The organism is Cryobacterium sp. HLT2-28, from assembly GCF_004402495.1.
Taxonomy (GTDB): domain Bacteria; phylum Actinomycetota; class Actinomycetes; order Actinomycetales; family Microbacteriaceae; genus Cryobacterium; species Cryobacterium mannosilyticum.
This window is the reverse complement of the sequence record NZ_SOFH01000016.1, coordinates 117,410-137,478: the sequence shown is the minus strand read 5'-3', so window position 1 is coordinate 137,478 and position 20,069 is coordinate 117,410. Positions and strand designations below refer to the sequence as shown.

General features: G+C 69.9%; 18 protein-coding genes. 2 read left to right on the top strand and 16 right to left on the bottom strand.

From position 1 onward, the window contains the following. Positions 1 to 52 precede the first annotated feature (52 nt). From E3O48_RS06730 to infC, 5 genes are all read right to left on the bottom strand, one after another. Positions 53 to 841 carry an amino acid ABC transporter ATP-binding protein gene (locus E3O48_RS06730; protein ID WP_134510517.1) on the bottom strand — a complete coding sequence of 263 codons (789 nt, stop codon included), beginning with the start codon at positions 839 to 841 and terminating at the stop codon, positions 53 to 55. Between the two features lie 71 nt (positions 842 to 912). Continuing rightward, entirely contained in the window at positions 913 to 1,713 is an 801-nt protein-coding gene (locus E3O48_RS06725) for an RNA methyltransferase (RefSeq protein WP_134510516.1), read from the bottom strand. A gap of 136 nt (positions 1,714 to 1,849) precedes the next feature. Continuing rightward, a complete protein-coding gene (rplT, locus tag E3O48_RS06720; protein ID WP_134510515.1) occupies positions 1,850 to 2,236 on the bottom strand; it encodes a 50S ribosomal protein L20 in 387 nt (128 codons plus the stop codon). A 28-nt stretch (positions 2,237 to 2,264) separates the two neighbouring features. Beyond that, positions 2,265 to 2,459, bottom strand: a complete 195-nt coding sequence (gene rpmI / locus E3O48_RS06715; protein WP_134364955.1) for a 50S ribosomal protein L35 — start codon at positions 2,457 to 2,459, stop codon at positions 2,265 to 2,267. After that, the gene (gene infC, locus E3O48_RS06710) at positions 2,452 to 3,078 is read right to left on the bottom strand and encodes a translation initiation factor IF-3 (RefSeq protein ID WP_134510514.1); all 627 of its coding nucleotides are present in this window, start codon (positions 3,076 to 3,078) and stop codon (positions 2,452 to 2,454) included. Before infC ends, rpmI begins: the two co-directional genes overlap by 8 nt. 275 nt (positions 3,079 to 3,353) lie before the next feature. Here infC and E3O48_RS06705 point away from each other — a divergent pair, with 275 nt between their 5' ends. Beyond that, the gene (locus tag E3O48_RS06705) at positions 3,354 to 3,701 is read left to right on the top strand and encodes a DUF1844 domain-containing protein (RefSeq protein WP_134523172.1); all 348 of its coding nucleotides are present in this window, start codon (positions 3,354 to 3,356) and stop codon (positions 3,699 to 3,701) included. A 93-nt stretch (positions 3,702 to 3,794) separates the two neighbouring features. On the opposite strand, the gene E3O48_RS06700 is transcribed toward E3O48_RS06705, so the two are convergent. From E3O48_RS06700 to E3O48_RS06665, 8 genes are all read right to left on the bottom strand, one after another. Then, positions 3,795 to 4,574 (bottom strand): DNA-formamidopyrimidine glycosylase family protein, encoded by a 780-nt coding sequence (locus tag E3O48_RS06700; RefSeq protein ID WP_134537797.1) that lies wholly within the window; start codon positions 4,572 to 4,574, stop codon positions 3,795 to 3,797. Next, positions 4,567 to 9,213 carry an ATP-dependent helicase gene (locus tag E3O48_RS06695; RefSeq protein WP_134537796.1) on the bottom strand — a complete coding sequence of 1,549 codons (4,647 nt, stop codon included), beginning with the start codon at positions 9,211 to 9,213 and terminating at the stop codon, positions 4,567 to 4,569. The genes E3O48_RS06700 and E3O48_RS06695 overlap by 8 nt, the downstream gene beginning before the upstream one ends. A gap of 49 nt (positions 9,214 to 9,262) precedes the next feature. Beyond that, positions 9,263 to 10,057 carry an SseB family protein gene (locus E3O48_RS06690; protein WP_134537795.1) on the bottom strand — a complete coding sequence of 265 codons (795 nt, stop codon included), beginning with the start codon at positions 10,055 to 10,057 and terminating at the stop codon, positions 9,263 to 9,265. Next, positions 10,041 to 10,787: a bifunctional 1-(5-phosphoribosyl)-5-((5-phosphoribosylamino)methylideneamino)imidazole-4-carboxamide isomerase/phosphoribosylanthranilate isomerase PriA gene (priA, locus tag E3O48_RS06685; protein ID WP_134537794.1), complete on the bottom strand. Its 747-nt coding sequence runs from the start codon at positions 10,785 to 10,787 to the stop codon at positions 10,041 to 10,043. Before priA ends, E3O48_RS06690 begins: the two co-directional genes overlap by 17 nt. Positions 10,788 to 10,841: 54 nt before the next feature. Next, on the bottom strand, positions 10,842 to 11,474 hold the full coding sequence (gene hisH, locus E3O48_RS06680) for an imidazole glycerol phosphate synthase subunit HisH (protein WP_134510508.1): 633 nt from the start codon (positions 11,472 to 11,474) through the stop codon (positions 10,842 to 10,844). Then, positions 11,471 to 12,094: an imidazoleglycerol-phosphate dehydratase HisB gene (hisB, locus tag E3O48_RS06675; protein WP_134537793.1), complete on the bottom strand. Its 624-nt coding sequence runs from the start codon at positions 12,092 to 12,094 to the stop codon at positions 11,471 to 11,473. Before hisB ends, hisH begins: the two co-directional genes overlap by 4 nt. Next, the gene (locus E3O48_RS06670; protein WP_134510506.1) at positions 12,091 to 13,200 is read right to left on the bottom strand and encodes a histidinol-phosphate transaminase; all 1,110 of its coding nucleotides are present in this window, start codon (positions 13,198 to 13,200) and stop codon (positions 12,091 to 12,093) included. Before E3O48_RS06670 ends, hisB begins: the two co-directional genes overlap by 4 nt. A 64-nt stretch (positions 13,201 to 13,264) precedes the next feature. Further along, the gene (locus E3O48_RS06665; protein WP_370249346.1) at positions 13,265 to 13,687 is read right to left on the bottom strand and encodes a LysM peptidoglycan-binding domain-containing protein; all 423 of its coding nucleotides are present in this window, start codon (positions 13,685 to 13,687) and stop codon (positions 13,265 to 13,267) included. 281 nt (positions 13,688 to 13,968) lie between these two features. Here E3O48_RS06665 and lexA point away from each other — a divergent pair, with 281 nt between their 5' ends. Then, positions 13,969 to 14,673 carry a transcriptional repressor LexA gene (gene lexA, locus E3O48_RS06660; RefSeq protein WP_134537792.1) on the top strand — a complete coding sequence of 235 codons (705 nt, stop codon included), beginning with the start codon at positions 13,969 to 13,971 and terminating at the stop codon, positions 14,671 to 14,673. A gap of 79 nt (positions 14,674 to 14,752) precedes the next feature. On the opposite strand, the gene metE is transcribed toward lexA, so the two are convergent. The 3 genes from metE to hflX form a co-directional block, all read right to left on the bottom strand. Further along, a complete protein-coding gene (gene metE / locus E3O48_RS06655) occupies positions 14,753 to 17,086 on the bottom strand; it encodes a 5-methyltetrahydropteroyltriglutamate--homocysteine S-methyltransferase (protein ID WP_134537791.1) in 2,334 nt (777 codons plus the stop codon). Positions 17,087 to 17,263: 177 nt separating this feature from the next. Next, entirely contained in the window at positions 17,264 to 18,247 is a 984-nt protein-coding gene (locus E3O48_RS06650) for a methylenetetrahydrofolate reductase (RefSeq protein ID WP_134537790.1), read from the bottom strand. A gap of 264 nt (positions 18,248 to 18,511) precedes the next feature. Continuing rightward, positions 18,512 to 20,050 carry a GTPase HflX gene (hflX, locus tag E3O48_RS06645; RefSeq protein ID WP_134537789.1) on the bottom strand — a complete coding sequence of 513 codons (1,539 nt, stop codon included), beginning with the start codon at positions 20,048 to 20,050 and terminating at the stop codon, positions 18,512 to 18,514. Positions 20,051 to 20,069 lie beyond the last annotated feature (19 nt).

Below are 20,069 nucleotides of genomic sequence, written 5' to 3'. Positions count from 1 at the left end.
AATTCCTTTCGTGGTGCGGGGCAATTCGCCACCGCGGAATTTGTCGTTCAGGTCAATGCGTGATGAGTTTGGACAGGAAGTCCTTCGCCCGGTCGGTCTGGGGGTCGGTGAAGAAGTGCTCCGGGGTGGTCTCTTCGATGATTTCGCCGTCGGCCATGAAGATCACCCGGTTGGCAGCCTTGCGGGCGAATCCCATCTCATGCGTCACGACGATCATGGTCATGCCGTCATTGGCCAGGTCGATCATCACCTCGAGCACCTCGTTGATCATCTCGGGGTCGAGCGCGCTCGTCGGCTCGTCGAGCAGGATGACCTTGGGGTTCATCGCCAGGGCCCGCGCGATGGCGACGCGCTGCTGCTGCCCGCCGGACAGCTGCGCCGGCATCTTGTGGGCCTGGTTCGCCACCCCGACGCGCTCGAGCAGAGCCATCGCCTTCTCCTCGGCCGCGGCCCTGGAGAGACCGCGAACCTTGATCGGGCCGAGGGTGACGTTGTCGAGCACGGTCTTGTGCGCGAAGAGGTTGAACGACTGGAACACCATGCCGACATCCGCGCGGAGGCGCGCAAGCGCTTTCCCCTCCGCGGGGAGCGCCTGGCCATCGATCGTGATGCTGCCGGAGTCGATGGTCTCAAGCCGGTTGATCGCCCGGCACAGCGTCGACTTGCCCGACCCACTCGGCCCGATGACGACGACGACCTCACCACGGGTGACGACCGTGTTGATGTTCTTGAGAACGTGCAGGTCGCCGAAGTTCTTGTTGACGTCTTTCACGACGACCAGCGGCTCACCCCGGCGAACGGTGATGTTGGACGTAGCCGGCGCTGACTCAGTAGGCTCCATACCCCCAACCTAGGGGAGAAAAAAAGACGACGCCACCACACGTCATGTGATACCGCCGTCGTCGTTCGTGGCTAGCTGCGCTGGGCGAACGCACTCTCGTAAAGGCAGACGGAGGCCGCCGTGGCGAGGTTCATCGACTCGGCGTGACCGTAGATCGGCACCGAGATGGACCGGTCGACCTTGGCGAGGTCTTCGTCGCTGAGCCCGCGCGCCTCGTTGCCGAACAGCCAGGCGGTCGGGGCGAGGAGCAGCCCCTCGTTGCGGGCCTGGAGCAGGTCGGTTCCCTTGATATCCGCGGCGAACAGCTGCAGGCCGGCCTCCCGGGCGCGGTCGCGCACGTCTTCGAGGGTGACCCCGACGGCGACGGGGAGGTGGAAGATCGACCCGGTCGACGAGCGCACGACCTTGGGGTTGTAGAGGTCGACGCTGCGGCCGGTGAGGATGACCGCGTCGGCGCCGGCGGCATCTGCGGCACGGATGATGGTGCCCGCGTTCCCGGGGTCGCGAACCTCTTCGAGAATGGCGATCAGGCGCGGCTCATTGGCGAAAATGTCCTTGACCGAGGTGGGGAACTGGTGGCAGACGGCCACGAAACCCTGCGGGGTGACCGTGTCGGCCATGGTCTCGAGCACCTGTTCGGTAACGAATTCCACGTCGACGCCGGCTTCGACGGCCGTGTCGGCGATGTCGGTGTAGCGCTCGAGGGCGGTCGGGGTGGCGTACAGCTCCACGACGAGTTCGGGGCGGTAGGTGAGGGCCTCGGCGACGGCCTGCGGACCCTCGAGGAGGAACAGTCCGGTCTCGGAGCGCGCGGCTCGATTCGCCAGTTTCGCGACAGCCCGCACGCGCGGAGAACGGGGATTATCTAACATGAGACCAGCTTACCGGCCACGCTGCCGGGCGGCAGCAGCCGCGCGGGATGGCGCTCGCCTCGGCTCCAGGGCACGCAGAACGGGAGCGGGCGCTCGGCCCGCTCCCGTGAAGAGTGCGTGTTGCTGGGGGTGGAAGCTACGCGGCAACCTTCGGCGCCGACGTGTCGGCGGGCAGTGCTGCCTTGGCGCTCTCGACGATGGCGGCGAAGGTGGCCGCCTCGTTGACCGCGAGGTCGGCGAGGATGCGACGGTCAACCTGAATGCCGGCCAGGGCGAGGCCCTGGATCAGACGGTTGTAGGTGAGGCCGTTCTGGCGGGACGCAGCGTTGATCCGCTGGATCCACAGGCGACGGAAGTCACCCTTGCGTGCACGGCGGTCACGGTAGCTGTAGGTGAAGGAGTGAGTGAGCTGCTCCTTGGCCTTGGTGACCAAACGCGAGCGCTGGCCGCGGTAGCCCTTGGCGCGCTCGAGGATGACGCGACGGCTCTTGTGAGCGTTTACCGCTCTTTTTACTCTTGCCATTGTTCTGGTTCCTTAAGGGGTACGGGGTCTAGCGACCGAGAAGCTTCTTGATGACCTTGATGTCGGCCTTGGCCAGCACCTGGTCCTGGTTGAGGCGAGACTTACGCTGAGTGCTCTTGACCTCGAGGTTGTGTCGCAGGCCGGCCTGCTGCTTCATGATCTTGCCGGAACCGGTCACCTTGAAGCGCTTCTTCGTCCCGGAGTGGGTCTTCATCTTAGGCATCTTTTTCCTCCAGTTTCGCTGCCTTATCGGCAACCTTGTCAGCCTTATCGGCAACTTTTTCTGCCTTGTCGGCAGCTTTGTGTGCGTTAGCCTCCGCCTTGGCCTCTGACTTGTTCTTCAGAGGTCCAATGACCATGACCATGTTTCGACCGTCGATCATCGGAGTCGATTCCACGGAACCGAACTCGGCGACATCCTCGGCAAATCTTTGAAGCAGACGTACACCCTGGTCGGGTCGGGACTGCTCACGGCCACGGAACAGAATCATGGCCTTGACCTTGTCGCCGGCCTTCAGGAAGCCTTCGGCGCGTTTGCGCTTGGTTTCATAGTCGTGCTTATCAATCTTGAGACGGAACCGAACCTCTTTGAGGATGGTGTTCGCCTGGTTGCGCCGGGCCTCTTTGGCCTTCTGCGCAGCCTCGTACTTGAACTTGCCGTAGTCCATGATCTTGGCAACGGGCGGCTTGGAGGTCGGCGCGACCTCGACGAGGTCGAGATCTGCTTCCTGTGCCAGGCGCAGCGCAACATCGATGGCCACAACCCCGACCTGCTCGCCGTTGGGACCAACGAGACGGACTTCGGGGACGCGAATACGGTCATTTGTACGGGGATCGCTGATGCGTCTCTCCTCTTCTCATGCATCGTGACTGCAACTGACGACGGATGTCGCCCGCAGACGAAGAGAGGAAAATCGCGCATCCGGGTCTGAACTTTTCGTTCGAACACCGTCTACGACACCCTGTCTACCTTCGCGAACTGGAAATCCAGCGCCGCGACGGCGGAGTGTAAACAACCCGGTAACCTTGATGAAGCGGTATGCGCGGGTGGGAGATTATCCACTTTCGTACCGAGATTTGCATCTCGGAGCCCGGTCGAGTCTAACAGAGGAATTCAGTGACGAGTAGCAACGAGCAGGAAGCACTTCAAGCCACCCGGGATATCGCCGATGTGGCCGCGGTCGAGATCATCACGACCGCATCCGTGCACCTGATGAGCGCGGCCGCGGTCAAGGTCGGCCTCGCCGACGACCCGGAGACGCAGACCGACCTCGACGAGGCGCGCAAACTCATCACCGCCCTCGCCGGCCTGATCACCGCCGCCGCCCCCGACATCTCCGACATGCACGCGCGGAGCCTGCGCGACGGCCTGCGGTCGCTGCAGCTCGCCTTCCGCGAGGCGTCGGCGATCCCCGACCCGATCGGCCAGGGCCCGGGCGAGAAGTTCACCGGCCCGGTCAACTAGCCGGCCCGTCCAGGCCGCCGAACTGTGAGTTCGGCGGCTTTTTCGGCCCAAAAACGGGGCCGAAGTCACAGTTCGGCGACAGGGGGTGCGGGGTCAGGTCTGGCAGCGCGGGCACCAGAAGGTGTCCCGTTGTTCTAGGGCGTTGCGGCCGAGCCGGCCCCGCTCGATCGGGGTGCCGCACCGCCGGCAGGGCAGGCCGGCGCGGGAGAACACCCAGTCCTGGGCTCCGCGGCGGGTGTTGCCGGTGGTGACCCGTTCGGTGCGGTCGCGGTTGAAGAAGATCAGGCGACGGGCGAGGGCCACCAGCGCCGGGACATCCGTCACCTCGCCGACGGGACGGGTCGGCAGCAGGCCGCGCAGGAAGCAGAGTTCGTTGACGTACTCGTTGCCGAGCCCGGCGAGGTTGGACTGGTCGGCCAGCGCCACGGCGACCGCGCGCTCGGGCCGGGACCGGAGGCGACGCACCGCCTCGGCCGCATCCCAATCGGGTCCGAGCAGGTCGGGCCCCAGATAGTCGAGCCGGGCGGATTCCTCGGCCAGCGGGAGCACCTCGAGCAGGCCGAGGTCGAAGCCCACCGCCACCCAGTCCGCCGTCTCGAGCACGGCGCGGGCCTGGAACGCGGGCCGCCGCCAGGCCGCCCCCGGTCGGTACAGGTGCCAGGCACCCTCCATCTTCAGGTGCGAATGGATGCTGGCCTCCCCCACCCGCATCAACAGGTGCTTTCCCCGGCTGGCCACCTCGTGCACGGTCTCGCCGGTCAGGTCGACGGTCGCGAAGCGGGGAACGCGGAGGTCGCACCGGGTGAGCGTGGCCCCGTGCAGGGCGCCGTCGAGGGTGCGGGCAGCGCGGTAGACGGTGTCGCCCTCAGGCATGCAGCTTCAGCCCCTTCGGGGTGACGCCGAACCCGGCGGCCTGCAGCGCCTGCCCGGCCGGGGTGCCGATCACGAAGAGGCCGTTGACGGATTCGACGCCGAGCTTGACGACCCGGCCGGCGGAGATGGTGCGGGCCAGGGCGGTCGCCGCCGCGGCGAGGACGGCGTCGCCCGCGGCGTAGGCGAGCACGGATTTGCCGCCGCGCTCGACATAGAGCGCGAGGGCGCCGTCGACGATCACCACGAGGGCGCCGGCTTTGCGCCCGGGCCGGTGGCTGGTGCCCTCCGGCAGGGCCGGCCAGGGCAGCACGGAGCCGTAGGGGTTGGCCGGGTCGGTGGCGGCCAGGGTGACCGCCACCGGCTCGGCGGGCGCCCCGGCGCCGCGGCCGAGTTCGACGAAGGAACGCAGCCGATCGATCGTGCCGACGGTGGCGAACTGGGCCGCGCCGAGCCCCTCGATGAAGTAGCCGCGGCGGCAGCGGCCGACCTCCTCGAAGCCGCGCAGGGTGCGGTAGACCAGGGCGAACCCGCCGGTCACCCCCTCCCCGGCCACGGCCCCGCGGGTCACCACGCCGTAGCGTTCGAGCAGGGTCTCGCCGAGCGCATGCGCACGGCGGGTGGGCGAGTCGTCGGCGACGGGCACGATCGACCAGCGGCCGGAGACGGTCGGCGGCCCGCCCCGCTGCGGCAGGCTCGGCCTGGCCAGGATGCGCCCGCCGTGCAGCCGGGCCCGCGGGGCCGGTCGGCGGGTGGAGTGGGCGGTGTGCCCGCCGGCGATGAGCGAGCGCACCGGGGCGAAGGTGTCGTTGCCGACGAGCCCGGCCCAGACCAGGTCCCAGAGCGCGACGGTGAGGACGGTGTCGTCCTGGCTGCCGACGGCATCGGCGAGCTGGCGGAAGAAGAACCCTCCCCCGCCGCCGAGCGTGCCGAGGATCTCCTGTTGCAGCGGGCTCGTCTCGAACGGGGACGGAGCGGGCAGGGTGAGCGGCGCCGTCTCGGCCAGGTGCAGGCTGATCCAGCCGTCGTTGCCGGCGAGGGTGCCGGCCCCGGCCCAGAGCACCTCGCCCGAGTTGGTGAGCTCGTCGAGCATCGCCGGCCGGTAGTCGGCGACCCGGGCGGGCAGAACGAGGGATTCCCAGGCCGAGGCGGGGATCCGCGCCCCCTCGAGCTGTTCGATGACGGATGCGACGCCGTCGATTCCGCGCAGCCGGCCGCCGACATGCTGCCAGACCGGCAGGAACCGTCCGACCGTGACCTGGTCGACGGGTTCGACCTCGTGCCGGAGTGCGGCGAGCGAGCGCCGTCGCAACCGCCGCAGCACCTCGGCGTCGCACCATTCGCTTCCGGTGCCGTGCGGACGGAACTCGCCCTCGACGATCCGGCGGGCCCCGGCCAGCCGGCGCAGGGCGCCGAGGACGACGGCCGGGCCCAGGCCGAAGCGCTCGGCGAGGTCGGCGGTGGTGAACGGCCCATGGGTGCGAGCGTACCGGCTGACGAGGTCGCCGAGCGGGTCGGGCACGGGCTCGGTGAACGCGGCGGGAACCCCGAGCGGCACCGGCACGCCGAGGGCGTCGCGCAGCCGGCCGGCGTCTTCGATTCCGGCCCACCAGTCCCGACCGGCGTAACTGACCTGGAGCGCCCGCCTGGCGGCGGCGAGTTCGAGCAGCCCCTCCGCCGCGCCCGACCCCTGGGTTGCCTCCGGCCCCTGGGCGACGGCAAGCCGAGCGGCGACCTCGGCGGTGGTCAGCGGGCCGAGGCCGCGGAGCAGGTCGGCGATCCCCTCGATCCCCTTCGCCTTGCGGTCGTCGGGGAGCCGTTGCAGTTCCTGGTCGGTCGCCTCGATCACCGCCGGGTCGAGCAGCTCGCGCAGTTCGACCCGGCCGAGCAGCTCGGCGAGCAGGCTGGAGTCGATCGAGAGGGCGGTGGCCCGTCGTTCGGCCAGCGGGGAGTCGCCCTCGTACATGAAGGCCGCGACGTAGCCGAACAGGAGGGTGCTGGCGAACGGGCTGGCGGTGTCCGTGTGCACCTCCACCAGCCGCAGCGACCGGTCGGCGATCCGCCGGGCCAGGCCGACCAGCGCCGGCAGGTCGTAGACGTCCTGGAGGCACTCGCGGATGGTTTCGAGGATGATCGGGAAGGTCGGGAAGGCCCGGGCCACCTCGAGCAGCTGCGACGCCTTCTGCCGCTGCTGCCAGAGCGGGGACCGGGTGCCCGGGTTGTAGCGCGGGAGGAGCAGCGCCCGGGCGGCGCACTCCCGGAACCGGGAGGCGAACAGGGCGGACCCGCCGACCTCATCGGTGACGAGCTGTTCGAGTTCGTCGGGGTCGAAGACGAAGAGGGAGGCGCCCGGCGGTTCGGAGTCGGTGTCGGGGATGCGGGCGACGATGCCGTCGTCGCTGGCGACGCAGCCCCCGTCGATCCCGTACCGCTCCCGCACCCGGGCGGCGACGGCGAGCGCCCAGGGCGAATGCACCTGCATGCCGAAGGGGGAATGCATCACGACGCGCCAGTCGCCGAGCTCGTCGCGGAACCGTTCGACGACGAGGGTGCGGTCGGTCGGCAGGTGGCTGGTCGCGGCGCGCTGGTCGCCGAGGAAGGAGAGCAGGTTGGTGACCGCGCGGTCGTCGAGGCCGCCGGCCGAGCAGCGGGCCCTGGCCTCCGCCGCCGGGAGCGCGGAGACCTCCCGGATGAAGGCGCCGATGGCTTCGCCGAGTTCGGCGGGACGGCCGAGGCCGTCGCCCTTCCAGAACGGCAGCCGGCCGGGTTCGCCGAAGGCGGGGACGACAAGGACCCGGTCGTGGGTGATCTCCTGGATGCGCCAGCTGGTCGCGCCGAGGGCGAAGACGTCGCCGACCCGGGACTCGTACACCATCTCCTCATCGAGTTCGCCGACCCGGCGGCCGGTGGCCTGCTCCCCGCCGACCATGAACACGCCGAAGAGGCCTCGGTCGGGGATGGTGCCGCCGCTCGTCACGGCCAGCCGTTGGGCGCCGGGCCGTCCGGTGAGGGTTCCGGCCTCCCGGTCCCAGACGATCCGGGGCCGGAGTTCCGCGAACTGGTCGGACGGGTAGCGCCCGGCGAGCAGGTCGAGGGTGGCCTCGAACGCGGAACGCGGCAGGGTGTGGAACGGCGCGCTCCGGCGCACGGTGTCGAACCAGTCCTCGACCTGCACCGGTTCGAGCGCCGTGACGGCCACGGTCTGCTGGGCGAGAATGTCGAGCGGGTTGGCCGGCACGGACAGGGACTCGATCAGCCCGGCCACCATCCGTTCCGCGGCGACCGCGGAGTGGATGAGGTCGGCCCGGTGCTTGGGGTAGATGACACCGCGAGAGACCTCGCCGACCTGGTGGCCGGCCCGGCCGATCCGCTGCAGCCCGCTCGCGACAGACGGCGGCGACTCGACCTGCACGACAAGGTCGACCGCGCCCATGTCGATGCCGAGCTCCAGGCTGGAGGTCGCCACCACGCAGCGCAGCCGCCCGCTCTTGAGGTCGTCCTCGATCATGGCCCGCTGTTCTCGGCTGACCGAGCCGTGGTGCGCCCGGGCGAGCACGGGTTCCGCGCCCTCGCTCCGGCCGCTGGCCCCCATCAGCTCGGCGGGTTGGCGGGTCGCCGGCGGCGCGGCGGCACGGGCATCCGGTGCCGCCGGCCGGTCGTTGCCTGCCTGACCGGTCGGGTCCTCGCCCGCTTCGGCGTCCTGCAGCCGCCCGGCGTAGATCTCGTTGAAGCGCGCGGTGAGGCGTTCGGCCAGCCGCCGGGAGTTCGCGAACACGATCGAGGAGGAGTGCGCGAGCACCTCGTCGACGATCGCCTCCTCCACGTGCGGCCAGATCGACCCCGGCTGCGGTGCGGATGCCGCGGCCTGGCCTTCCCGGGGCTCGACCGGGCCGACCTGGCTCATGTCGTCCACGGGGACCACGACCCGCAGGTCGAACCGTTTGCCGGCGGCCGGGGCGACGATCTCCACGGGCGCGGAGCCGCCGAGGAAACGGGCGACCTCGGAGGCCGGGCGCACGGTGGCGGACAGTCCGATCCTTTGGGCCGGGGCGGCGAGCAGGTCGTCGAGCCGTTCGAGGGAGAGGGCGAGGTGCGCGCCTCGTTTGCTGGCGGCGACGGCGTGCACCTCGTCGATGATGATCGTGTCGATGCCGCGCAGGGATTCCCGCGCCGCCGAGGTGAGCATGAGGAACAGGGACTCGGGGGTGGTGATCAGGATGTCGGGCGGCACCTTGACCAGGCGGCGCCGGTCGGCGGCGGGGGTGTCTCCGGAGCGCACGCCGACGCTGACCCGGGGCGGTTCGAGCCCGAGGCGCAGAGCAGCCTGGCTGATGCCGACGAGCGGCGCGCGGAGGTTGCGCTCGACGTCGACGCCGAGGGCCTTGAGCGGGGAGATGTAGAGCACGGTCGTCGTCGGGGGCGCGTCGCCCGCTCCGGGTTCACCGGCCCGGGAGGCCAGCCGGTCGATGGCCCAGAGGAAGGCCGCAAGCGTCTTGCCTGAGCCGGTCGGCGCGACGACGAGCGCGTGCGAGCCGCGGGAGATGGCGTCCCAGGCGCCGAGCTGGGCCGGGGTGGGCGCCGCGAACGCCTCGCCGAACCAGGCGCGGGTGGCCGGTGAGAATCGTCGCAGCACCTCGGTCATGGCACCATCTTGCCCGAAATGACTGACCGGCGCCGCATTCCACCGGGGGCTATGCGGACCCGCTGAGTTGCACCCGGAGGGAATCGACCTGGGTGGCGATGACGTCGCTCGCCGACCAGCGGGCGGCGAGCCGGGCGAGGGTGGCGTCCAGTTCGGTGCGGGTGAGCCCGTCGACCAGTTCCAGCCGGACGACCAGTTCGGGGCCGGCCAGCCGGGACTGCGGGTCCCCCGCGCTGAGCCGGGCGTCGAGCACCGTCAGCTCGGTGGCGATCGAGGCGGCGAAGGCATCCGCCACCTGCCTGCTCGCATAGCTGGGCGTCCACGGTTGCGACTGGGCAATCGCCCACAGCGCGGGGCGCCGGATGACGAATTCGGTGTCGGTGGTCGGATCGAGCACGACCAGGTCGGTGTTCTCCTGGGCCGCCGCCAGCGCCACCCGCACACCGTCGAACGGGACGGGACGGGCCTCGGGGTTCCAGGACCGCATCGCGGCCGCCGAGGAGAACACGGGCAGCACCCCACGGCCGTCGGGGCCGGCCACGGTGATGATCGAGAGTTCCTGGGTCTTGTCGATGACGAGACCGGTCGGGCCGACGCCGGCGTCGCCGAGCGCGGTCACGAGCGGGATGAGCAGCCGGGCCGTGCGGAGGGCGTCGACGACGCTCTCCTCCCCGGTCTCGCGGGCCCGGAAGAGCGCGAGGGCGGCGAGCAGCGCCTCGGGCGCCGCCCCGTCGTCGTCGGCATGGGTGTTCGCCTCGAATTCCCGGCCGGCCCACGGCTGCCCGGCGGAATCGGCGGGACCGGCCGGTTCGCCGGTCGAACCGAGGTTACGCGCCGGCGACATCCAGTGCCTCGCCCAGGGTGAAGGCGCCCGCGTAGAGGGCCTTGCCCACGATCGTGCCCTCGAGGCCGAGCGGGACGAGCTCGCGCAGCGCGGCGATGTCGGCGAGGCTGGAGATGCCGCCCGACGCCACGACGGGGCGGTCGGTGCGCTCCATCACCTGGCGGAGCAGCTCGATGTTGGGGCCCTGCAGGGTGCCGTCCTTCGTGACATCGGTGACGACGTACCGGGCGCAGCCGGCGTCTTCCAGCCGGGCGAGTACCTGCCAGAGGTCGCCGCCGTCCTTGGTCCAGCCGCGTGCCGCGAGGGTCGTGCCACGCACGTCTAGGCCGACCGCGACGGCGTCGCCGTGCTCCGTGATCACCCGGGCCGCCCACTCGGGATCCTCGAGCGCCGCGGTGCCGAGGTTGATCCGGCTTACGCCGGCGCCGAGCGCGGCCGCGAGGGACGCGTCGTCGCGGATGCCGCCGGAGAGTTCGATCCGAACGCCTGGCAGCGAGCGGATCACGTTCCTGATCACCTCGGTGTTGTTGCCACGGCCGAACGCCGCGTCGAGGTCGACGAGGTGGATCCATTCGGCACCCTGCCTGGCCCAGTCGAGGGCCGCGTCGACCGGGTCGCCGTAGTTGGTCTCGGTGCCGGCCTCGCCCTGGGTGAGGCGCACGGCCTTGCCGCCGGCCACGTCGACGGCGGGCAGGAGTACGAGACGCGGGGTGGGGTGCTGCTCAGTCATGGGAGTCCTCAGATCGGGGTGGGCGCGCGGCCCAGGGTCAGGCGAAGGGACCGGCTAACCGCGGAGCGAGCCGAGCCAGTTGGAGAGCAGGCGGATGCCGGCCTCCCCGGACTTCTCCGGGTGGAATTGGGTGGCCGACAACGGTCCGTTCTCGACCGCGGCGAGGAACGGGACGCCGTGCTCGGCCCAGGTCAGCCGGGGCTTCGGGAACGGCGGCATCACCTCGAGGGTCCATTCCTGAGCGGCGTAGGAGTGCACGAAGTAGAACCGCTCCTCTTCGATGTCCCGGAACAGCACGGAGTCCTCGGCGGGGGTGACGGTGTTCCAGCCCATGTGCGGGAGGATGGGCGCCTCGAGTCGGGTGACGGTGCCAGGCCATTCGCCCAGGCCCTCGGTGTCGACGCCGCGTTCGACGCCGTGTTCGAACAGAACCTGCATCCCCACGCAGATCCCGAGGACCGGGCGGCCGCCGGCGATCCTGCGGTCGACGATCTCGTCGCCGCGCACCGCCTTGAGGGCAGCCATCACCGCGCTGAACGCGCCGACCCCCGGAACCACGAGACCGTCGGCTTCGAGGGCCGTTTTCCGGTCGCTGGTCAGCGTCACCTCGGCACCGGCCAATTCGAGCGCCTTGACGGCCGAGTGCACGTTGCCGGTGCCATAGTCGAACACGACGACACGGCTCACAGCGCACCCTTGGTCGACGGGATGCCGGAGACGAGCGGGTCGAACGCCTTCGCCTGACGGAAAGCGCGCGCGAAGGCCTTGAACTCGGCCTCGGCGATGTGGTGCGGGTCACGGCCGCCCTGCACGGTGATGTGCACGGTCAGGCCGGCGTTGAACGTGATCGCCTCGAAGACGTGCCGCACCATCGATCCGGTGAAGTGACCGCCGATCAGGTGGAACTCGAAACCGGCCGGCTCGCCGCGGTGCACCAGGTACGGGCGGCCCGAGATGTCGACGACGGCCTGCACGAGGGCCTCGTCCAGCGGCACGAGGGCGTCGCCGTAACGGGAGATGCCCGACTTGTCGCCGAGCGCCTGGCGGATCGCCTGGCCGAGCACGATGCCGATGTCTTCCACCGTGTGGTGCACGTCGATCTCGATGTCACCGCGGGCGCGCACGGTCAGGTCGGTCAGCGAGTGCTTGGCGAACGCGGTCAGCAGGTGGTCGTAGAACGGGACGGAGGTCTGGATGTCCGAGACACCCGTGCCGTCCAGGTTGAGCGTCAGGTCGATGCTCGACTCGCTGGTCTCCCGCTGAAGGTGGGCGACGCGGGGCGAGGAGGTCGTGGGAGTCAGGCTCATTCCGACAGTTTATTGGGCCGGGCGGCGGAGTGCTGCCCGAGCCCGGCCAGTGCCTCGAGGAACGCGGTCGTCTCCGCCTCGGTGCCCGCCGTCACCCGCAGGTGCCCCGGAATTCCGACGTCGCGCACCAGGACGCCCTCCGCCAGCAAAGCCTCGAAGGTGCCCCGGGGATCGTCCACCCCGCCGAACAACACAAAATTGCTCGCGCTGCGCAGTGGCCGGTAGCCGAGGACGGCAAGTTCGGTGACGAGGCGGTCCCGCTGACCGCGGATGTCGTCGACCATGGCGAGCATCTCGGGGCTGTGTGCCAGGGCCGCGATCGCCGCGGCCTGGGTGAGGGCCGACAGGTGGTAGGGCAGGCGCACCAGGCGGAGGGCATCCGTCACCGCCGGGTCGGCCGCAAGATAGCCGACCCGCGCGCCGGCGAATGCGAACGCCTTGCTCATGGTGCGGGAGACGAGGAGCCGTTCCCGCCCGGGCAGCAGGGTGAGTGCGCTCGGCGCGTCGGACGGGCCGAACTCGGCATAGGCCTCGTCGACGACCACGATTCCGTCGGCCGCGTCGTACACCGCCGCGATCGTGTCGAGCGACAGCGGGGTGCCGGTGGGGTTGTTCGGGGAGCAGAGGAAGACGAGGTCGGGCGACTCGGCGTCGACCCAGCTCCTGGCGGTGGCCGGGCTGAGCTCGAAGTCGGTGTCGCGGGTGCCGGCAATCCACCGGGTTCCGGTGCCGGAGGCCAGCAGGGGGTACATCGAGTAGGTCGGCGCGAAGCCGAGGACCGACCGGCCCGGACCGCCGAAGGCCTGCAGCACCTGCTGCAACACCTCGTTCGAGCCGTTGGCCGCCCAGATGTTCTCCCGGGTGAGACCGTGGCCGAGGTACCGGGCCAGCGACTCCCGCAGTTCGGTGAACTCGCGGTCGGGGTAGCGGTTGATGGTGCGGATGGCCTCGGCCATCGCGGCGACGATGTCGCCCGCGACGGCGTCGGGGATCCCGTGCGTGTTCTCGTTCACATTGAGCGCGACGGGCACGTGCAGTTGTGGTGCTCCGTAGGGGGTGAGTCCGCGCAGATTGTCGCGGAGGGGCAGGTCGTTGAGACTGGTCACTCCCCCAATGCTACCGGGGATGCCCGGGTGTCCCCCGGGCGGTACCGATCACGCCCCAGTCGATTCAGAACCTGGCCGGCAGGGCGAGGCGCTGGCCCGGCTGCACGTTCTCGGAAGGCAGCTGGTTCAGGCTGACGATCTCGGCGATCACGTCGCGCGGGTCTGAGGTGGGGGCGATGGTCTCGGCCAGCTGCCACAGGGACTGGCCCGACGCGATGGTGACGTAGTCGAAGACCGTTGCGACGTCGGCCACCGTGGCCGCACCGGCGCTGGTGCCCTCCGCCGCTGCGATCCCGCCGTTGAGGGCGAGGGCGAGCGCGGCGGCGGCGAGGGGGATCGCTGCGAGCGTCGTGAAGACGACTCGACCGCGTCGGGTGAGGTGCAGGCGGGTGCGGACGGAGGGCATCTGGACGGTGCCTGATCGGACGGCGCCCAGGTCGAGCGCCCCGTTGCTTCCGAGGGCAGTCATTCCGATTGCAGTGCTCATGTCGAACCTCCTGTGTAAAAACGCATCCGGCTCTCGGCCGGGAAAGCCGGATGCGAACCTATGTTCCGAATGTATATTCGATTCTTCGAACAATCAAGCAATATTTCCGTTGTTTCCCAAAAAAATGTGACGACACACTCGAATAGATGTTTGTTTATCGTGCTCGAGATGGATACAGTTTCGATTGTCTGGATTGAATCAACCAGACGCCACCGACATTCGGGTCTGACGGCGGTTTCGACCGCCGACAGGACCGGTTCACCGAGACGAGGAGCGACATCGTGACGCAGGACAGCAGCGGTCCCCGCGACAAGGGCGGAACCAGGCGGCGCAAGAGCCTCAGTGAGAAACAGCTCGCCATCCTGGACGTGATCCAGCGCTCGGTGAGTGAGCGCGGCTATCCGCCGAGCATGCGCGAGATCGGGGACGCGGTCGGCCTCTCGTCGCTGTCGAGCGTCACCCATCAGCTCAACCAGCTGGAGCTGAGCGGGTACCTCCGGCGCGACCCGAACCGGCCTCGGGCGCTCGAGGTGCTGATCGAGATTCCGCAGTCGCCGGAGGACGTGGCGGCCGGCGGTGCGGAGAGCTACCAGTCGGGTGTGCAGGTCGGCGATGCGGCCATGGTGCCGCTGGTCGGCCGGATCGCGGCCGGCGTGCCGATCATGGCCGACCAGATGATCGACGAGATCTTCCCGCTCCCGCGCCAGCTGGTCGGCAAGGGCGAACTTTTCATGCTCAAGGTCGTCGGCGAGTCGATGATCGACGCCGCCATCTGCGACGGCGACTGGGTCGTCGTCCGCCAGCAGAAGACGGCCGAGAACGGCGAGATCGTCGCGGCCATGCTCGACGGCGAGGCGACGGTCAAGGTCTTCCGCCAGCGCGACGGACACATCTGGCTGCTGCCGCGCAACACCAACTTCGAGCCCATCGTCGGCGACCACGCCGAGATTCTCGGCAAGATCGTGGCGGTGCTGCGCTCGGTCTGATCTTCTCGCGCAGAACGGCCCTGTCGGTGTTCCGGCAGGGCCGTTCTGCGTTCGGGTGGCGCTCAGGCCGCGGCCGCTGCTAGGCGGGGATGCCGGCACCGATGCGCGCGCGCACCGCGCGGGTGGCGGTCACCATGTTGTGCAGCGATTCGGCGGTCTCCGCGTAGCCGCGGGTCTTGAGTCCGCAATCCGGGTTGACCCAGACCTGGCGCTCCGGGATGGATTCGAGGGCCCGGTCGAGCAGTTCCGTGATCTCCGCCACGCTCGGCACCCTCGGTGAGTGGATGTCGTACACGCCCGGTCCGATGCCGTGGTCGAATCCGCCGGCCTCGATGTCGGCGACAACCTCCATCCGGGAGCGCACGGCCTCGATGCTGGTGACGTCGGCGTCGAGGTTCCGGATGGCGTCGATCACCACGCCGAACTCCGAGTAGCAGAGGTGGGTGTGGATCTGGGTGGCGTCGGCCACGCCGGCCGTGGCGAGGCGGAAGGAGCCGACCGACCAGTCGAGGTAGTCGGCGTGGTCCTTCTTCTTCAATGGGAGGAGTTCGCGCAGGGCAGGTTCGTCGACCTGGACGAGGCCGATCCCGGCCGCCTCGAGGTCGGTGATCTCGTCCCGGAGCGCCAACGCGACCTGCCGGGCGGTGTCCCCCAGCGGCTGGTCGTCGCGCACGAACGACCAGGCGAGGATCGTGACCGGTCCGGTGAGCATCCCCTTGACCGGCTTCCTGGTCAGTCCCTGGGTGTAGGTCGACCAGTCGACGGTGATCGGGCGGGGCCGGGACACGTCTCCCCAGAGGATCGACGGCCGGGTGCACCGGCTGCCGTAGGACTGCACCCAGCCGTTCTCGGTCACCTGGAAGCCCTCGAGCTGCTCGGCGAAGTACTGCACCATGTCGTTGCGCTCCGGCTCGCCGTGCACGAGCACGTCGAGCCCGATCTCCTCCTGCAAGGCGACCACCCGGGCGATCTCCGCCTCCATCAGGGTGCGATAGCCGTCGGCGGACAGCGTTCCGGCGAGGTGCCTGGCCCTGGCCCGGCGGATCTCCCCGGTCTGCGGGAAGGACCCGATGGTCGTGGTCGGCAGCAGGGGCAACCCGAGGGCGGCATCCTGCGCGGCCAGCCGAGTCTGATAGTCGCCGCGGCTGAAGTCGGCCTCGGTGAGCGCCCCGGCGCGGGCCCGCACCGCGGCGTCTCGCACGCCTGGCGCGCTGCGCCGGGATTCGAGCGCGGCGGATGCTGCCGCCAGCTCGGCCGCGATGGCTTCCCGGCCCTTCGACAGGCCTCGGGCCACTGCGGCGACCTGGCCGACCTTCTGGTCGGCGAAGGCCAGCCAGGACGTCAGTTCGTCGCCGAGCGCGGACTCGTCGTCGACGTCGTGGGGAACGTGCAGCAGGGAGGTGGACGTGGACACGGCTACCCGCGGGGAGAGGGCGCTAAGCCGTTCGGCCTTCTCGAGCGCGCCGGCCAGGTCGCCGCGCCAGATGTTGTGCCCGTCGATCACCCCGGCGACGAGGGTTTTCCCGGCCAGGCCGGGGGTGTCCTGGGGCAGGGCGCCGCGCACGAGGTCGAGTCCGATCGCGTCGACCGGCGTGCCGGCGAGCACGGGAAGGGCGTCGTCGAGGCTGCCATAGGGTGCCGCGACGAAAATGGCCGGCCGGGCGGCAAGACGGCCCAGGGTGGCGTAGGCCCGGCCGAGCGCGGTCAGTGCCTTGTCCCGAGGGGCGTCGATGCTCTCGCTGACCAGAGCCGGCTCGTCGAGTTGCACCCACTCGGCGCCGGCTTCGGCAAGTCGTTGGAGCAGGGCGGTGTAGACGGGGAGCAGGTCGTCGAGGCGGTCCAGCGGCGAGAATCCGGCGGGGGCCTCGTCACTGGCCTTGCTCAGCAGGAGGAACGTGACCGGGCCGACGATGACCGGGCGGGTGAGGTAGCCGGCCGTTTTCGCCTCGACGAACTCGCGCACGATGCGATCGCTGGAGAGCGAGAACACGGTCTCCGGGCCGATTTCGGGGACCAGGTAGTGGTAGTTGGAGTCGAACCATTTCGTCATTTCGAGCGGCAGGTTCTCGCCCGCGCCGCGGGCGAGGGTGAAGTACCCGGCCAGGTCGATCCCCCCGTCGGCGCCCACCAGCGACGCATACCGGGCGGGGACGGCTCCGACGGTGCAGAGGGTGTCGAGCACCTGGTCGTAGAAGGAGAACGAGCCGGGGATGGACGAGTCGTCGGCGCCGAGGCCGAGGGCCACGAGGCGCTCCCGGGTGGCCTGGCGCAGGGTGGCCGCGGTGTCCTCGAGCTCGGCGGCGCTGGTCGTGCCGGCCCAGAACGACTCGACGGCCTTCTTGAGCTGGCGGCGGGGGCCGATCCGCGGGTAGCCGAGGATGGTGCCGGCAGGGAATGGGGAGGTGGCGGTCATGGGGTGTCCTTTGCGGGGTGGGATCGTGCCTCGGATGGTGCGGGGCTTTTCGGTGCGAGCAGTGCCTGTGCCCGCACGATTTCGGGCGCGACGGTATCTCCGAGGCGCGTGCGGGCCGTTCGGTGGGAGGGGAAAGGAAGAGGGTGACGGCCGGGGACGAGCCGCCGCGGGGCCGATCTACACGGTCGCCGGCAGCTTCGTCGGCGCCGAGACCGGAGCCGTGAGCAGTCCGCAGCCGCCGAGCACCTCGAGCACGGTCTCGTGCTCGTTGAAGGCGTAGAGGTGCAGCCCGGGAGCCCCGCCGGCGATCACCTGGCCGGCGAGGTCGATGGCGTGCTGGATGCCGATCTCACGCTGGCCTTCCTTGGTCGGTTCGATCTCGAGCTGGATCGAGAGGTCGGAGGGCATTTGTTCGCCGGACAGCTCGATGATGCGGCGCAGTCTCGCCGGGCTCGTCACCGGCATGATGCCGGGAAGGAGCGGGAAGAGGACGCCGGCCTCCCTGGCGCGCTGGGCGAAGCAAAGGTAGTCGTCGGCATGGAAGAACAGCTGCGTGATGCCGAGGTTCGCCCCCGCGGCCTGCTTGGCGAGCAGGGTGTCGATGTCCTGCGCCGAGGACCGGGAGCGCGGGTGCCCGTTCGGGAACGCCGCCACGGCGATGCGCACCTTCTCGCGCCCGGGCTTCACGGCGCGGGCGGCCGGGATGCCGGGGATGATCGACTCCCGGTACGGCGATTTCTCGGCCTGCACCCGGTGGATGAGCTGCACGAGTTCGGCGGCGCTGCCGAAGTCGCCGAGGAACGCCTCGCCCTCCTTCGTTCCCGCCGGGGGGTCGCCGCGCAGCGCGAGGAAGCTGCGCACTCCCGCGTCGAGGAACTCACGGATCAGCCGGTTCGCCTCCTCATGGGTGGAGCCGACGCAGGTGAGGTGGGCCATGGCCTCGACGTTCGTGGTGCGCAGGATCCGGCTGAGCACGTCGAGCGAGGAACGGCGGGAGGACCCGTTGGCACCGTAGGTGACCGAGAGGAAGTCCGGCCCGGCCGCGGCGAGCCGCTCGATCGTCGTCTCGAGAGCGGATGCGGCCGCATCCGTCCTGGCCGGATAGAGCTCGAAGGAGAACGGGATTCGACCGGAACAGGCCGGGTCCGACGTCTTCTGCATGTGCACCTCATTCGACAGTTGCCCGCACCGGCGGGTGCCGGGCGGCCGCGGACCGCCAGGCAGGCCTGGCGGGTGTTCGCGGGCGGATGCCGGGCTCGGCTGTCGCTCCATGCCCCCGACGTGAAACCTCGGCGGCAACGATTGAATGAGACTCTAGCAACCCCGCTCGGGGGCCGCCAGACTGTGACTTTATGTTTCGCGCAGGCCGCGGTGATCGAACCTGTCGAGAGCCGGCCCCGGTGATCGAGCCTGCCCAGATCCGGCTCAGGCGCTGACGGAGGGCCGAACGATGAACGGGCCGAACTGGGCCTGGATGTCGGGGGTGACCAGGGCGGTCACCTCGGTGCCGGTCTCGACGTAGTCCGTCGAGAGCACCTGTCCCTGGTCGTGCAGCGCGGCGATGAGGTCGCCGCGCTCGTAGGGGATGAGCAGCCTGAGCTCGATCTTGGGGCGCGGCAGGAGCTCGGAGACGGCCGCGAGAAGCTCCTCGATGCCCTCGCCGGTGCGGGCGGAGACGAAGATGCCCTGCGGCCACAGCCCCCGCAGCACCAGCCGGTCGTCCTCGCCGACGAGGTCGGCCTTGTTGAAGACGACGATCTCGGGGATGTCCCTGGCGCCGACCTCGCCGATCACCTCGCGCACCGTGGAGAGCTGGCTGGCCGGATCGGGGTGGGAGCCGTCGACGACGTGCACGATGACGTCGGCGTCGGCCACTTCCTCGAGGGTGGAACGGAAGGCCTCGACCAGCTGGTGAGGCAGGTTGCGCACGAAGCCGACGGTGTCGGTGAGGGTGTACAGGCGCCCGTCGGCCGTTGTCGACTTGCGCACGGTGGCGTCGAGAGTGGCGAAGAGGGAGTTCTCCACGAGCACGCCGGCCCGGGTGATCCGGTTGAGCAGGCTCGACTTGCCGGCGTTGGTGTAGCCGACGATGGCGACGGATGGCACGGAGTTGCGCTTGCGGTTGGCCCGCTTGGCTTCACGGGCGGGTTTCATCTCGAGGATCTGCTTGCGGAGCCGGGACATCCGGGTATGGATGCGGCGCCGGTCGAGCTCGATCTTCGTTTCACCGGGGCCGCGGGAGCCCATGCCCGCGCCGGCGCCGCCGACCTGGCCGCCGGCCTGTCGGGACATCGAGTCGCCCCAGCCGCGCAGGCGCGGCAGGAGGTACTCGAGCTGGGCGAGTTCGACCTGCGCCTTGCCCTCGCGGCTCTTGGCGTGCTGGCTGAAGATGTCGAGGATGACGGCGGTGCGGTCGATGACCTTGACCTTGACCACGTCCTCGAGTGCGCGTCGCTGGCTGGGGGCCAGTTCGGTGTCGGCGATCACGGTGTCGGCGCCCATCGCCTTCACGATGCCGGCGAGTTCCTCGGCCTTGCCCTTGCCGAGGTAGGTGCTCGCGTCGGGCTTGGCGCGGCGCTGCATCAGCCCGTCGAGCACGGTCGCGCCCGCCGTCTCGGCGAGGGCGGCGAGCTCGCGCATGGAGTTCTCCGCGTCGGCCACGGTGCCCTGGGTGTACAGGCCGATCAGCACGACGTTCTCGAGTCGCAGTTGCCGGTATTCGACCTCGGTGACGTCCTCGAGTTCGGTGGAGAGGCTGGGCACGCGGCGGAGCGCGTTGCGGTCCTCCCGATCCTGCTGCGCCCCGTCGTGGCCCTCGTCGGATTCCGCGGTGGACGAGTCGGCCTGCAGGGCCTGGGCGGAACCGCTCCGGAATAGCGAATAGCCAGCGGCTTTGCTCTCGGCGCTGGCCAGGACGCGCGCTACCACATCGTCGTCGTTGTCGTGCTCGGTTGGCTCAATCATTGCTTTAACCTTAGTTCCT

Excerpts from the sequence above, each read along its gene's own strand:
- E3O48_RS06730 (WP_134510517.1), bottom strand. The coding sequence starts at position 841 with ATGGAGCCTACTGAGTCAGCGCCGGCTACGTCCAACATCACCGTTCGC.
- E3O48_RS06725 (WP_134510516.1), bottom strand. The coding sequence starts at position 1,713 with ATGTTAGATAATCCCCGTTCTCCGCGCGTGCGGGCTGTCGCGAAACTG.
- rplT (WP_134510515.1), bottom strand. The coding sequence starts at position 2,236 with ATGGCAAGAGTAAAAAGAGCGGTAAACGCTCACAAGAGCCGTCGCGTC.
- rpmI (WP_134364955.1), bottom strand. The coding sequence starts at position 2,459 with ATGCCTAAGATGAAGACCCACTCCGGGACGAAGAAGCGCTTCAAGGTG.
- E3O48_RS06700 (WP_134537797.1), bottom strand. The coding sequence starts at position 4,574 with ATGCCTGAGGGCGACACCGTCTACCGCGCTGCCCGCACCCTCGACGGC.
- E3O48_RS06695 (WP_134537796.1), bottom strand. The coding sequence starts at position 9,213 with ATGACCGAGGTGCTGCGACGATTCTCACCGGCCACCCGCGCCTGGTTC.
- E3O48_RS06690 (WP_134537795.1), bottom strand. The coding sequence starts at position 10,057 with ATGTCGCCGGCGCGTAACCTCGGTTCGACCGGCGAACCGGCCGGTCCC.
- priA (WP_134537794.1), bottom strand. The coding sequence starts at position 10,787 with ATGACTGAGCAGCACCCCACCCCGCGTCTCGTACTCCTGCCCGCCGTC.
- hisB (WP_134537793.1), bottom strand. The coding sequence starts at position 12,094 with ATGAGCCTGACTCCCACGACCTCCTCGCCCCGCGTCGCCCACCTTCAG.
- E3O48_RS06665 (WP_370249346.1), bottom strand. The coding sequence starts at position 13,687 with ATGAGCACTGCAATCGGAATGACTGCCCTCGGAAGCAACGGGGCGCTC.
- metE (WP_134537791.1), bottom strand. The coding sequence starts at position 17,086 with ATGACCGCCACCTCCCCATTCCCTGCCGGCACCATCCTCGGCTACCCG.
- E3O48_RS06650 (WP_134537790.1), bottom strand. The coding sequence starts at position 18,247 with ATGCAGAAGACGTCGGACCCGGCCTGTTCCGGTCGAATCCCGTTCTCC.
- hflX (WP_134537789.1), bottom strand. The coding sequence starts at position 20,050 with ATGATTGAGCCAACCGAGCACGACAACGACGACGATGTGGTAGCGCGC.